Origin of the sequence: Dyella ginsengisoli LA-4 (assembly GCF_000334915.1) — a bacterium.
In the GTDB taxonomy this organism is placed as follows: Bacteria; Pseudomonadota; Gammaproteobacteria; order Xanthomonadales; family Rhodanobacteraceae; genus Dyella_A; species Dyella_A ginsengisoli_A.
The window spans coordinates 41216-54017 of sequence record NZ_AMSF01000086.1; the positions used below are offsets into that span (position 1 = coordinate 41216).

At 67.9% G+C, this 12802-nt stretch carries 11 protein-coding genes and 4 tRNA genes; 12 read left to right on the forward strand and 3 right to left on the reverse strand.

The annotated features are described in order from the left end of the window. Nucleotides 1–20: 20 nt before the first annotated feature. Nucleotides 21–1289: a glutamyl-tRNA reductase gene (gene hemA, locus C693_RS0118610; protein ID WP_017463797.1), complete on the reverse strand. Its 1269-nt coding sequence runs from the start codon at nt 1287–1289 to the stop codon at nt 21–23. 99 nt (nt 1290–1388) lie between these two features. Here hemA and C693_RS0118615 point away from each other — a divergent pair, with 99 nt between their 5' ends. From C693_RS0118615 to ychF, 8 genes are all read left to right on the forward strand, one after another. Then, entirely contained in the window at nt 1389–3143 is a 1755-nt protein-coding gene (locus C693_RS0118615; protein WP_017463798.1) for a tetratricopeptide repeat protein, read from the forward strand. Continuing rightward, nucleotides 3140–3742: a lipoprotein insertase outer membrane protein LolB gene (gene lolB / locus C693_RS0118620; protein ID WP_043599292.1), complete on the forward strand. Its 603-nt coding sequence runs from the start codon at nt 3140–3142 to the stop codon at nt 3740–3742. The genes C693_RS0118615 and lolB overlap by 4 nt, the downstream gene beginning before the upstream one ends. A gap of 69 nt (nt 3743–3811) precedes the next feature. After that, on the forward strand, nt 3812–5215 hold the full coding sequence (gene ispE, locus C693_RS0118625; protein WP_017463800.1) for a 4-(cytidine 5'-diphospho)-2-C-methyl-D-erythritol kinase: 1404 nt from the start codon (nt 3812–3814) through the stop codon (nt 5213–5215). A gap of 3 nt (nt 5216–5218) precedes the next feature. Continuing rightward, nucleotides 5219–5295: transfer RNA gene (locus C693_RS0118630), tRNA-Gln, on the forward strand. A 58-nt stretch (nt 5296–5353) separates the two neighbouring features. Continuing rightward, nucleotides 5354–6292, forward strand: a complete 939-nt coding sequence (locus C693_RS0118635; protein WP_017463801.1) for a ribose-phosphate diphosphokinase — start codon at nt 5354–5356, stop codon at nt 6290–6292. 78 nt (nt 6293–6370) lie between these two features. Further along, entirely contained in the window at nt 6371–7015 is a 645-nt protein-coding gene (locus C693_RS0118640) for a 50S ribosomal protein L25/general stress protein Ctc (protein WP_017463802.1), read from the forward strand. 54 nt (nt 7016–7069) lie between these two features. Then, on the forward strand, nt 7070–7672 hold the full coding sequence (pth, locus tag C693_RS0118645) for an aminoacyl-tRNA hydrolase (protein ID WP_017463803.1): 603 nt from the start codon (nt 7070–7072) through the stop codon (nt 7670–7672). Nucleotides 7673–7749: 77 nt separating this feature from the next. Continuing rightward, the gene (ychF, locus tag C693_RS0118650) at nt 7750–8841 is read left to right on the forward strand and encodes a redox-regulated ATPase YchF (RefSeq protein WP_017463804.1); all 1092 of its coding nucleotides are present in this window, start codon (nt 7750–7752) and stop codon (nt 8839–8841) included. Nucleotides 8842–8882: 41 nt separating this feature from the next. Here ychF and C693_RS0118655 read toward each other — a convergent pair whose 3' ends face one another. Together C693_RS0118655 and C693_RS0118660 are read right to left on the reverse strand one after the other, a co-directional pair. Further along, on the reverse strand, nt 8883–9275 hold the full coding sequence (locus C693_RS0118655; RefSeq protein ID WP_017463805.1) for an STAS domain-containing protein: 393 nt from the start codon (nt 9273–9275) through the stop codon (nt 8883–8885). After that, complete coding sequence (locus C693_RS0118660; protein ID WP_017463806.1) at nt 9272–11593, reverse strand: SpoIIE family protein phosphatase; 2322 nt, start codon at nt 11591–11593, stop codon at nt 9272–9274. Before C693_RS0118660 ends, C693_RS0118655 begins: the two co-directional genes overlap by 4 nt. 108 nt (nt 11594–11701) lie before the next feature. Here C693_RS0118660 and C693_RS0118665 point away from each other — a divergent pair, with 108 nt between their 5' ends. The 4 genes from C693_RS0118665 to C693_RS0118680 all read left to right on the forward strand — a co-directional run bounded on the left by C693_RS0118665 (nt 11702) and on the right by C693_RS0118680 (nt 12639). Beyond that, complete coding sequence (locus C693_RS0118665; protein WP_017463807.1) at nt 11702–12196, forward strand: acyl-CoA thioesterase; 495 nt, start codon at nt 11702–11704, stop codon at nt 12194–12196. A gap of 156 nt (nt 12197–12352) precedes the next feature. After that, nucleotides 12353–12438 (forward strand) — tRNA-Tyr (locus C693_RS0118670). Nucleotides 12439–12466: 28 nt separating this feature from the next. Further along, nucleotides 12467–12540, forward strand: a tRNA-Gly gene (locus tag C693_RS0118675). A 23-nt stretch (nt 12541–12563) separates the two neighbouring features. Beyond that, nucleotides 12564–12639: transfer RNA gene (locus C693_RS0118680), tRNA-Thr, on the forward strand. Nucleotides 12640–12802: the final 163 nt, after the last annotated feature.

Here is a 12802-nt window from a genome sequence, read left to right on the forward strand (position 1 = left end):
GGAGCCGGGCGTTCGCGCCGCTAATCCTCGCCGGCCTCGCGCTCCAGGCCGTACAGGCGTCCGGCCGCGTGCAGCAGGTCGAGGTCGCCGCTGAGAGCGGCCTCGCGCAGGGCGGCGCTGGGATGGTGCAGCAGCTTGTTGGTCAGGGTGTTGGCGAGGAAGGCCAGCGCCTCGTCCGGCGACTTGCCGCGGGCGATCATGCCGCGCGCCTTCTCCAGCACCTCGTCGCGGTAGACCTCGGCGTGGTGGCGCATGTCCACCGCCGGGTTGCGCACGCCCAGCGCGCGGCGCCAGGCCATGTAGCGGTCCACCTGCAGGTCGATGATGGCCTCCGCCTCGCGGGCAGCGGCTTCGCGCGAGCGCAGGTTGTCGTCGATCACCTGGCGCAGGTCGTCGATGCCGTAGAGGAACACGTCCTCCATCGTGCCGACGCTGTCCTCGATGTCGCGCGGCACCGCGATGTCGACCATGAACATCGGCTTGCGGCGGCGCGCGGCGATGGCCTTCTCGACCATGGCCCGGGTCAGCACCGGCTGCCGCGCCGCGGTGGAGGCGATCACGATGTCCGCCTCGGCCAGGTGCTGCGGCAGGTCGGCCAGGGCGATCGCGTAACCGCCGTGGCGGGTAGCCAGCTCATGGGCGTTTTCCAGCGTGCGATTGGCCACGATCAGCCGGCTGACCTGTTTCTCGACCAGGTGTCGGGCGGCCAGTTCGATGGTGTCGCCCGCGCCGAGCAGCAATACGCAGGCCTGCCTCAGGTCGGTGAAGACCTGCTCGGCCAGCCGCACCGCGGTGAACGCCACCGACACGGTGTGGGCGCCGATCCGGGTGTCGGTGCGGACCCGTTTGGCCACCGCGAAGGTGTGCTGCAGCAGGCGGTCCAGCGGCGCTTTCAGCGCACGCGCCTCGCGCGCCTGCTGGTAGGCGTCCTTCACCTGGCCGAGGATCTGCGGTTCGCCCAGCACCATCGAATCCAGCCCGGTGGCCACGCGGAACATGTGACGCACGGCATCGTCGTCGCGGTGGAGGTAGAGGAACTCGTCCAGCTTGCCCGGGGTCAGACGGTGATGCCGGTTCAGCCAGGCCTGCGGCACGTCCTCGGCGCCGTCGGCGACGCCGACATAGAGCTCGGTGCGGTTGCAGGTGGACAGGATCATGGCCTCTTCCACCCCGGGTTCGCCGGTGAGCTCGCGCAGGGCCTCCTCGGTCGACCCCGCGTCGAAAGCCACCTGCTCGCGCAGGTTGACCGGCGCGGTGAGGTGGTTGAGCCCGAGGGCGATCAGCGGCATGACGAGGCAGACATTTCGGCGACTAGGGTGTCCGGCGGCGTAGGCTAAGCTTGGTGCTCGTCGCGTGCGATGACGGAAACAGCCGAAACAGGCGAACAGATGAACGATAGTGTGCTGAGCGGGTGGGCCAAGTTCAAGCAACTGCGGCATTTTGCGGTGGCCGGGGGGCTTGCGCTCGCCGCCACCGGTTGTGCCACGGTCCGGCCTGGCGGGGTGCCGGCGGGCCCTCGCGGCGATTCGCAGCCGCTGGCCCGGATGGTGGTGGCCACGCCGGATGCCGACCACGACGTGCTGGCCCAGCTGCTGGCCGCGGAGATGGCGCTGACCCACTCCGACCTCAAGACGGCCGCGGCCGGCTACGGCAAGGCGGCCCAGCTCTCCGGCGATGCCCAGGTGGCCGAGCGCGCCACCGAGCTGGCCTTGGCGGTCCATGACGATGTCGCCGCGGAGAAAGCGCTGGCGCGCTGGCAGGCGCTGGGCGCGCCAGCGCCGGACCTCGCGCAGAGCCGGGCCCAGCTCGCACTCGATCGTGGGGACGCCGCCGAGGCCCGGAAGCAGCTCGAGCAGCTGATCAAGCTCGGTGGCCCGGACGCCTGGCGGCGCTTCGGGCGCGTGCTGGTCGGGGCGCGCGACTCCGCGCAGGCGGCCCGCCTGCTCGAGGCGATGGCCACGCCGGAACGCCTGCCCGATGACGAGCGGGCCTGGCTGGCGATGAGCGAACTGGGCGAGCGGCTGGGGCGGCGCGGCTATGCGCTGCGCATCGGCAAGGCCGCCGTGCAGCGCTTCCATACGCCGACTACCTACGCGTGGACGGCGCAGATGATGCTCCGCGCGGGCGACCGCGACGGTGCGAAGAACCTGCTGCACAAGGCGATCGTGGACCATCCCGGCGAGACCCGGCTGCGACTCGCGTACGCCACCATGCTCGCGCAGGGCGGGGACTATCCGGCGGCCTCGAAATTCCTCGCGTCGGGCAAGCAGAGCGCGGATATCTACAACTTGCGGGCGGCGCTCGCGGCCAAGGCCAATGATCGCAAGACGCTGGCGGCGCTGTACCGGCAGCTGAAGAGCGCCAGTCCCGACATCCGCGACGCCAGCACCTTCCTGCTCGGCCAGCTGGCCGAGATGCAGGGCCTGAAACAGGCTGCGCTGGACTGGTACGACCAGGTCGGCGACGACGACCCGCATGCTTTCGATGCGGATCTGCGCAGTGCGATCATCCTGCACCAGCAGGGCAAGCTGGCCGAAGCGCATGAGCTGCTCGGCCAGCTGGAAACCGCCTATCTCGACGAGCCCGGGCAGCTGCGCCGCGCCTACGAGGCCGATGCCGACCTGTACATGACCGAGCAGCGCTACCCGCAGGCCGAGATGGCCTTCAGTCGTGCGCTGCAGGTGGTGCCGGACGATCCCGGGCTGCTCTACGGACGCGGGTTGGCGTATGCCGAGTCGGGCAAGATCGATCTCGCCGTGGCCGACCTGCGCCGTCTGCTGCAGCTCAAGCCCGACGATGTCGATGCCAGCAATGCGCTGGGTTACACCCTGGCCGATGCCAATCGGGATCTGCCGGAGGCGGAGAAGCTGATCGGGCAGGCGCGCAAAGCCAAGCCGGACGATCCGGCCATCGCCGACTCCTGGGGCTGGCTGCAGTATCGGCTGGGGCACCTGGATCAGGCGGTCGCGGTGTTGCGCCAGGCCTGGAAACAGCGGCAGGACGCCGATGTCGGCGTGCACCTGGGCGAGGTGCTCTGGGAGAGTGGCCGGCATGACGAGGCAAACCATGTGTTCGACCAGGTGCGCAAGCTCGATCCGGGCAATGCCAGCCTGCTCAGCACGCTCAAGCGGCTGAAGCCGTGAGGGTTGCCCGTTTCCTGGCGGGGCTGGGTGCGCTGGCCCTGCTCGCGGGCTGCGCCCCTGCCGTTCGGCTTAAAGGCGATGCGGCGATGTACCGGGCCCAGCAGCAGCGCGAGCGCGCGCTGGCCGGCACCGAACACTGGTCGCTCAGCGGTCGCTTGGGCGTTTCCGATGGCCACAGTGGCGGCAGCGGCAGCCTGGAATGGCATCAGGACGGGGATCATTACGACTTCCAGTTGCGTGCCCCGATCACCGGCAAGAGCTTCCGCCTGACCGGCGGCCCCGACGGCGCCCTGCTCGAGGGCCTGGATGGCGGCCCGTTGCGCGGTCCGGATGCGGAGTCGCTGATGCGCAAGGCACTGGGCTGGGAAGTGCCGCTGTCGGATCTGCGTGCCTGGGTGCTGGGCCTGCGCGCCGACAGTGGTCCGGCCGAGCTTCGCTTCGGCGAGGATCATCTGCCTTCGCTGTTGCTGCAGGATGGCTGGACGGTGGATTACCGGAGTTGGGACCAGAGCCGCCGGCCCGCCCTGCCGGTGCAGATCTTCGCGACCAAGCCACCGTACAAGGTGCGCCTGTTCGTTGAGTCCTGGCAGCTGAAGTAGCCCGGAGCAGCTAGGCTATCGGCCCCGCGCGGACGCCGTGCTGTGAGCCGCTTCATCGCAAGAGCCCCCATGAACGCAGTGATCGAACGTGCCCGACCGGACGAGGTGGATGCGCTTTGCGCCATCGAGCGCGCGGCCGTGCAGTTGTTTCGCGGTCATCCGGCCTGGCCGTTCTATGCCGACATGGCGATTCCGCCCGAATTGCTGCACGCGGCGGTGGCGCGCGGTGTGGTGTGGGTGGCGCGAACCGCTGCTGGCGGGGAGCCGCTCGGCTTCGTCTGGCTGGATGACGCCTTGCCGGGCGATGCCATCGGCATCGGCGAGCTGGACGTGTTGCCGGAACATGGTCGCCGCGGCATCGGCGCCGCTCTGCTGGAGCATGCCTGCGACTGGGCGCGAGCAGCCGGTTACCGCCGGGTCGACCTGGGCACGCTGGCCGACGTGCCGTGGAACGCGCCGTTTTACGCCCGACACGGTTTTGTCGTGGTCGACAAGAACGATCCGGCCTTCGCTTTCGCGCGCGACCGCGACCGCGAAAACGGCTTTCCCGACCGGCTCCGGGTCTTCATGAGCCGCCCGCTGCCGCCGCTCGATGCGACCGATTGGAGCGCCTGGCCGGCACCGGCCAAGCTCAACCTGTTCCTGCGCATCACCGGACGCCGTCCCGACGGATACCACGAGCTGCAGACCGTGTTCCGCCTGCTCGACTGGGGCGACGAGGTGCGCCTGCGGTTGCGTGACGATGGACGGATCCACCGCCATGGCGGCGTTCCGGGTGTTCCCGAAGACAGCGACCTCACCGTGCGCGCCGCGCGCCTGCTGCAGGAGGCTTCGGGATGCCGGCAGGGTGCCGACATCGCGGTCGACAAGCGCATTCCGATGGGCGGCGGCCTCGGCGGCGGCAGTTCCGACGCGGCCACCGTACTGGTGGCGCTCGATCACCTCTGGGGCACCGGGCTGGGCGAGGATGCGCTGGCCGAACTCGGCCGACGGCTGGGGGCCGATGTGCCGGTGTTCGTGCGAGGGCGCTCGGCCTGGGCTGAGGGGATCGGCGAGCGACTGATGCCGATCGGGTTGCCGCGACGCCACTACGTGGTGCTCGACCCGCGCGAGCACGTGCCCACCGCGGCGCTGTTTCAAGCGCCTGAATTGACACGAAATGCCCCCCGGGCGACAATTTCGTCCTTTGTTTCGGGCGAAACTGCCGAGAATGCCTTCGAGACGGTCGTACGCGCGCGGCATCCGCGCGTGGACGCAGCGCTTGAATGGCTCGGCGGCTTCGGCCTGGCGAGACTCTCCGGCAGCGGCGGATGCGTTTTCCTGGAAACGCCCTCGTTGACCCGGGCGCTTGCGATCGCCGGGCAGTGTCCCGCGGCGTTCGGCGTCCAGGTGGCGGCCGGAGCGGACCGATCGATGCTGCACCGTGCGCTGGACCGCCATCGCGGTGCGGCGCAGGCGAGGCATACAACGTAATACTGGGGCGTCGCCAAGCTGGTTAAGGCACGGGATTTTGATTCCCGCATGCGCAGGTTCGAATCCTGCCGCCCCAGCCACTCAAGCCAGGACCTTACAGGTCGAGAGGAATTGTCCGTGGACACGTCATCCAGCCCGATGCTCTTCACCGGCAACGCGCACCGCGCGCTGGCCGAGGACGTGGCGCACCGTCTCGGTATCCCGCTGGGCAAGGCCCTGGTCGGCACCTTCAGCGACGGCGAGGTGCAGATCGAGATCGAGGAGAACGTGCGCCGGCAGGAAGTGTTCGTGCTCCAGCCGACCGGTGCCCCGAGTGCGGAGAACCTGTTCGAGCTGCTGACCCTGGTCGACGCGCTCAAGCGCGCGTCCGCGTCCAGCGTGACCGCCGTGATTCCGTACTTCGGCTACGCCCGCCAGGATCGCCGCCCGCGGTCGGCGCGCGTGCCGATCACGGCGAAGATGGTGGCCAAGATGATCGGCACGGCCGGCGTCGACCGGGTGCTGACGGTGGACCTGCACGCCGACCAGATCCAGGGTTTCTTCGATATTCCGGTGGACAACGTCTATGCCTCGCCGATCCTGCTGGCGGACATCTGGCGCAACCACTCGATGGACGACCTGATCGTGGTCAGCCCGGACGTCGGTGGCGTGGTACGCGCCCGTGCGCTGGCCAAGCGGCTGGACGACGCCGATCTGGCGATCATCGACAAGCGCCGTCCGAAGGCGAACGTGGCCACGGTGATGAACATCATCGGCGACGTCGACGGCAAGACCTGCGTGCTGGTGGACGACATCGTCGATACCGCCGGCACGCTGTGCGCGGCCGCCGCGGCGCTGAAGGAGCGCGGCGCGCGCAAGGTGGTGGCGTACTGCGTGCACCCGGTGCTGTCCGGCGCGGCGATCCGCAACGTGGAAGGCTCGCAGCTGGACCAGCTGGTGGTCACCAACACGCTGCCGCTGCGCCCCGAGGCGCAGGCCTGCGCGAAGATCCGCCAGCTTTCGGTCGGCGAGCTGCTGGCCGAGACGATCCGCCGCATCGCCTTCGGCGAGTCGGTGAGCTCGCTGTACGTGGATTGATTCGATTTCCGACTTCCCTGGTCGCGGGGAAGTCACCCGGCCGCCGCAAGGCGGCATTCCCAACCCAAGGTGTAAACCATGTCTCAGACCCATGAAATCAAGGCCGAGAGCCGCAAGGACGAGGGGAAAGGTGCGAGCCGCCGCCTGCGTCGTGCGTCGTACGTGCCGGCCGTCGTCTATGGCGGCAAGCTGCCGCCGCAGAGCATCCAGATCGAGCACAACACCATCCTGCTCGCCGCCAAGCACGAGTGGTTCTTCTCCTCGGTGCTCGACCTGAACATCGACGGCGCCGTGCAGAAGGTGCTGGTGCGCGACTGGCAGAAGCATCCGTACAAGCAGCAGATGCTGCACATGGACTTCCTGCGCATCGACGAGAACGCCGCCGTGCGCGTCAGCGTGCCGCTGCACTTCCTCAACCAGGAGAAGTCCCCGGCCGGCAAGACCTCCGGCGTGGTGGTCTCGCACAACCTGACCGAGCTGGAAGTGTCCTGCCTGCCGAAGGACCTGCCGGAGTTCGTCGAGGTCGACCTGGCCGACCTGAAGCCGGGCGACATCGTCCACCTGTCGCAGATCAAGCTGCCGAAGGGCGTTGAGATCCCGGCCCTGTCGCTGGGCGCCGACCACGATATCGCCGTCGTCACCGCCAACACGGTGAAGGAAGAGGTCGAGGAGACCCCGGCTGCGGCCGAGGGCGAAGAGAAGCCGGCTGGCGACAAGAAGTAAGCCCGCTTCCGCCCGCGCCGCCAGCGGCGCGGGCGGAGTCGGCTTGCCGGACGCATGGCAGGACTTCGACTCATCGTCGGGCTGGGCAATCCCGGTGCCGAATATCTCCGAACCCGGCACAACGCCGGGTTCTGGTTTGTGGACGCCCTGGCGGCGTCGCAGGGCGAGCGCTGGAGCTTCGACGGCAAGCTGCACGGCGAATCCTGCAGGGTGCGGATCGGCGGCGAGCCGGTCTGGCTGCTCAAGCCTTCCACGTTCATGAACAAGAGCGGCATCGCCGTCGCCTCGGCGCTGCGCTACTACAAGATCGAGCCGGCCGAGTGCCTGGTGGCGCACGACGAGCTTGACCTGCCGGCCGGTACCGTGCGGATGAAGTTCGACGGTGGCCACGGCGGCCAGAACGGCCTGCGCGACATCGCTACGCACCTCGGCCACGGCAAGTACCATCGGCTGCGCATCGGCATCGGCCACCCGGGACACAAGGATCGCGTGACCGCGTGGGTGCTGGGTCGTCCGTCCGCGTCCGACGAGGACGCCATCGTCGACGGCATCGCCCGTGCGCTGGACGCGCTGCCGCTGGCGGTCGACGGGCAGTTCGACAAGGCGATGCAGCAGCTGCACACGGTGGGGGCGGGGAGCGGCAAGAAAGGAGCGTGAGCGCCCATGGCGCGCCTCTCCCGTCCGTTATCCGTTTCCATTTCCTGGTTTTCCCCCAAGTTTCCGGAGCTCCCATCATGGGCATCAAATGCGGCATCGTCGGCCTGCCCAACGTCGGCAAGTCCACGCTGTTCAACGCGCTGACCAAGGCCGGCATCGCGGCGGCCAACTTCCCGTTCTGCACGATCGAGCCGAACGTGGGCGTGGTGCCGGTGCCCGACGAGCGCCTGAACGCGCTGTCGGCCATCGTCAATCCGCAGAAGGTGATCCCCACCGCCGTGGAGTTCGTCGACATTGCCGGCCTGGTGGCCGGTGCTTCGAAGGGTGAGGGCCTGGGCAACAAGTTCCTGGCGCACATCCGCGAGGTCGATGCGATCGCCCACGTGGTGCGCTGCTTCGAGCACAGCGACATCGTGCACGTGGCCGGCAAGGTCGACCCGATCGCCGACATCGAGACCATCGACACCGAGCTGGCGCTGGCCGACCTCGACTCGGTCGAGAAGGCGCTCAACCGCGCCGAACGCGCGGCCAAGGCCAACGACAAGGAGGCGCTGGCGAAGAAGCCTGTGCTGCAGAAGCTCGCCACCGGCCTCAACGAGGGCAGGACCGCGCGCAGCCTGGGGCTGGACGAGGAGGAAAAGGCGCTGGTGCGCGACCTGTTCCTGCTCACCCTGAAGCCGTTGATGTACATCGCCAACGTGCGCGAGGACGGTTTCGAGAACAACCCTCACCTGGATGCCGTGCGCGCCCGCGCGGCGGAAGAGGGCGCCGAGGTGGTGCCGGTGTGCGCGGCCATCGAGGAAGAACTCTCGCAGCTCGAGGATGCCGATCGCGACGAATTCCTGAAGGACCTGGGCCTGGAAGAGCCGGGCCTGAATCGCGTGATCCGCGCCGGCTACAAGCTGCTCAACCTGCAGACCTACTTCACCGCCGGCGTGAAGGAAGTGCGTGCATGGACGATCAAGCGCGGCTTCACCGCGCCGCAGGCGGCCGGGGTGATCCATACCGACTTCGAGCGCGGCTTCATCCGTGCCGAGACGGTGTCCTTCGACGACTTCGTCCAGTACAAGGGCGAGGCCGGCGCCGCCGCCGCCGGGCGCCTGCGCAAGGAAGGCAAGGACTATGTGGTCAAGGACGGCGACGTCCTGCACTTCCTGTTCAACGTCTGATTCCGCGATGGGCGGGCTCCTCTGGCCCGCCCATCGCCGCTTCAGTTCCCGCCGTCGGTATCGTCGATGATCTTCTTCTGGATGCGGTCGAGGTAGGCGTCCAGTTCCGATGTGCTGGTGAACACCTCGCTGACCGGCACCGCCTTGACGATGTCGAAGACCTTGCGGACCTGCGGTTGCGGGTCCAGCAGCAGGGTATGTCCATCCAGCGCGCGGGTGGTTTTTCGGATACGCGCCACGCTGCGCAGTCCTGCGCTGCTGATGTACTCCAGGCCAGCCATGTCCAGCACCACGGTGGCGCCGGTCGGCAGCTCGGCCAGAAGCGGCCGTGCCGCGCCGTCGAATTCCAGGTAGGTGTTGGCGTCCAGGCGTCCTTGCAGGTGCAGGACCAGACGGTCGGGAGAGGGTCGTTCCGTGCGCACGTCAAGCGTCATGTCGGCGATTCCGTCTGGTCGGGTTGGATGAAGCGCAGTTGCAGGTGATTGCCGTCGCGGTCGTGGTGATAGGCCAGCTCGCTGGCCATCGCGCGGACCAGATGGATGCCCAGTCCACCCACTTCTTCGGCGTCGGCCACGTCGCCCGAGAGCGTGGGCGAGGCGGCCTGCAGCGGGTCGAATGCCATGCCGTCGTCGTGAAGTTCGGCGAGCACGATGCCCTCGTCAGCGCGCAGGTGCAGCCGGATCGAGCCGTCCGACGGGTTCCCGTGGCCGTGATGGACCATGTTCACCATCAGCTCCTCGAGCACGAGGCGCACGTCCTCACGCGTACCGGCGGCCACGCCCGCTTCGTCCAGCGCGGACTCGCAGCGCTCCAGGGCGGCGAACACATCCTCCAGCGTGGTCTTGAGCGTCAGGTCGAGCATGCCGGCGTTCTCCCGGGACCGATGGTGCCAGCTGAGTGCGAGGATCGTGATGTCATCGGTCTGGTCGCAGCCTTCGGCGAATGCATCCACATCGGCCATCAGTCGGGCAGTGAAGTCGCGGGGAGTCGTCGGCAGGGGCATCCGCTCCAGGCTGGCCAGCGTGCGCTCGATGCCGAACATGCTGCCATCGGGCGCTCCGGCCTCGGTGATGCCGTCGGTATACATCAGCAGCGTATCGCCGGCTTCCATCGCCAGTTCCTGCTCGACATAGCCTGCGTCCTCGTCCAGCCCAATCGCAGGGCCCGTGGTGACCTCGATGAGGCGCCCGATACCCCTCTGGTACAGGATGGGAGGCTCGTGCCCTGCGCTGGCCAACACCAGTCGGCCGTCCGACGTGTCGAGCACACCACACAGCAGGGTGATGAACATGCAGCTTTCGTTGCCCTGGCACAGCTCGCGGTTGAGCTGGTCAAGCAGCAGGGCCGGATGCCGCGCCCGTGGCGCCAGCGCCTTGGCCAGGGTGATCGCGCGGGCCATGAACAGGGCGGCCGGAATCCCCTTGTCCGATACGTCTCCCACCATCAGGCAGAAGTGCCGCTGGTCGAGCATGAAGTAGCTGTACAGGTCGCCTCCGACCGCGCGTGCCGGGCGCAGCGTGGCGTGGAGCTCGAACATGGCGCAGCGCGCATCCAGGTAGTGCTCGCTGGGCAGCAGGGCCACCTGGATCTGGTGGGCGATCTCCAGTTCGCTGCGCAGGCGCTCCTGTTCCCGGGTGGCCCGGGTCAGTTGTTCCAGGTGGTGCGCCAGCTGTCGCCGCATCCGATCGAAGGCATGCGTCAGCCGGCCAATCTCATCGCGGCGCCGGACCCGGGGCAGGGTGAAGTCCAGCTCACCGCGCGCCACGTGCTCGGCTCGACCGGTCAGGGTCGCGAGCGGTGAGAGGGTCCGGCGGGTGACCACCAGGATGATGACCGCGATGCCCAGCATCGCCAGCAGGCCGAGCGAGAGCTCGCGGATGAAGAGGTGGCGGAGACTGCTTTCCAGCTGTGCCTGCGGCACCAGCAGGCCCAGCGTCCAGCCTGTGCCCGCCACCGGAGCACGATAGAGCCACGCACGTCCGGCGACGCCGGGGTCGACGCCGGCCGGCAGTTCTCCCGGTGCGTCTCCGGTCATGGCCAGCGCCTGCCGCAGCTCCGGGGTGGCTGCCAGACCCAGTCGGGCGATGCCGTCATGGGCGAGGAAGCGACCCTCTTGGTCGACCACGAACATGAGTGCTCCATCCGGGCGCTTGAGTGGGCCCAGGACGCTCTGCAGCCACGCCAGCGTCACGTCGGCATTGACGATGCCGATGCTCCGTCCGGCCAGGCGGATCGCCACCGAATAGTTGATCAGGCGCTCTTGCCTGGACTGCGAAAAGAACGGCTTTTGCCAGCAGCCATCCGTGCAGTCCAGGCCCGTCCGGAACCACGGTTGTTCCCAGTACCGGGTGCCGTCGTGGCTCAGGTCGCGCCGGCTCAGCGAGCCGTTCGGGCGGCGGTCGACGAACGGCGCCGCGGGCGGATGTGCGGGGTCGTCGGGAGTCCACGCAAACAGGATACCCGCGAGATCGGGGTTGGCATTCAGTGCGTCGGAAGCCAGCTGTTCGGTCAGCTCGGAGCGGGTCCGGGCGAGTCGCGCCAGCAGGCGTGTCACCTCGGCCGCGCGGGCGAGGTGGGCTTCGATGCCGTGTGCGGCAGCCAGCGCCAGCGTGCCTCCCTCGCGATGCGCCGAGCGCAGCCAGGTCTGGCGCAAATGGCCGAGCAGGAGCATTCCGATGGCGGTGAGCACGAGGGCCGAGCCAAGCAGGCTCCACAGCGCCAGCCGCGACGCGATACTGCGCAATCCACGCATGCGCCCCTCCCCTTGTTCCCTCGGGTGCCTGGCCGTATCCGCGGAGTCCGTCCGCAAGTCGGCTTGTGCGGGCATACTGCACGTTTTCGATCGACGGGAGCAGTGCCTATGCCGGGACAGCAGAGCGAAGTCACTTTTCGTTTCCTGGCCGAGCCCACCGATGTCAATTTCGGAGGCAAGGTCCACGGCGGCATGGTGATGAAGTGGATCGACCAGGCCGGCTACGCCTGTGCGGTGGGCTGGAGTGGCGCCTATTGCGTCACCGCCTCGGTCAGCGGCATCCAGTTCGTCAAGCCGATCCTGATCGGCGACCTCGTCACCGTGCGGGCGCGGCTGATTCACACGGGCACCACGAGCATGCATCTGGCGGTCGACGTGCAGGCGAGCGACCTGAGAACCGGCGAGCGGCGCCTCGCCACCAGTTGCGTGATGGTGTTCGTCGCGCTGGATCGTCCGGACGGCCGCCCGACGGCCGTGCCTACCTGGACGCCCCGCAACAAGGAGGATGAGCGCCTGCAGGAACACGCGCGCCGCCTGATGGAGATGTCCAAGGCGATGGAGGTCCAGGTCGTGGCGATGCCATCGGAGCCCGCTTCGGACTAGATCGCGCGGCATCAATTCTCACGGAAGGCTTGCCCTGCCGTTGCGAACCGAGCATGATGCGCGCCCCGTGCGGTTTCGCGGCTGGCCGCGCTCCGGAAAATGTCGGTAAAGTGTTGACAGTATCCGGGGGCGTGGCGAAAATAGGCGTTCTTTGTTGGAGGGATACCCAAGCGGCCAACGGGGGCAGACTGTAAATCTGCTGGCTTACGCCTTCGGTGGTTCGAATCCACCTCCCTCCACCAGTCAGGTTCCGCGCAGGTTTTCGATCGGGCGGGAGTAGTTCAATGGTAGAACCTCAGCCTTCCAAGCTGATGGTGCGGGTTCGATTCCCGTCTCCCGCTCCATTGAATTCGGCCTCAAGTTTTCCGCTCATGTAGCTCAGTCGGTAGAGCACTTCCTTGGTAAGGAAGAGGTCGCTGGTTCGATTCCAGTCATGAGCACCACCTCAGGTGGCACGTCCAGCAGGGCTGGCCGGCGCCACCATTGAGTTTTTCTAACTTCAATCGACTCCATCGGGGTTTAACGCGTATGGCAAAGGGTAAATTCGAGCGCACCAAGCCGCACGTCAACGTGGGCACGATCGGTCACGTGGACCACGGCAAGACG

Coding starts and splice junctions, on each gene's coding strand:
- C693_RS0118660 (WP_017463806.1), bottom strand. CDS start 11,593: ATGCGTGGATTGCGCAGTATCGCGTCGCGGCTGGCGCTGTGGAGCCTG.
- C693_RS0118615 (WP_017463798.1), top strand. CDS start 1,389: ATGAACGATAGTGTGCTGAGCGGGTGGGCCAAGTTCAAGCAACTGCGG.
- C693_RS0118655 (WP_017463805.1), bottom strand. CDS start 9,275: ATGACGCTTGACGTGCGCACGGAACGACCCTCTCCCGACCGTCTGGTC.
- hemA (WP_017463797.1), bottom strand. CDS start 1,289: ATGCCGCTGATCGCCCTCGGGCTCAACCACCTCACCGCGCCGGTCAAC.
- ychF (WP_017463804.1), top strand. CDS start 7,750: ATGGGCATCAAATGCGGCATCGTCGGCCTGCCCAACGTCGGCAAGTCC.
- pth (WP_017463803.1), top strand. CDS start 7,070: ATGGCAGGACTTCGACTCATCGTCGGGCTGGGCAATCCCGGTGCCGAA.
- ispE (WP_017463800.1), top strand. CDS start 3,812: ATGAACGCAGTGATCGAACGTGCCCGACCGGACGAGGTGGATGCGCTT.
- C693_RS0118665 (WP_017463807.1), top strand. CDS start 11,702: ATGCCGGGACAGCAGAGCGAAGTCACTTTTCGTTTCCTGGCCGAGCCC.
- C693_RS0118640 (WP_017463802.1), top strand. CDS start 6,371: ATGTCTCAGACCCATGAAATCAAGGCCGAGAGCCGCAAGGACGAGGGG.
- C693_RS0118635 (WP_017463801.1), top strand. CDS start 5,354: ATGCTCTTCACCGGCAACGCGCACCGCGCGCTGGCCGAGGACGTGGCG.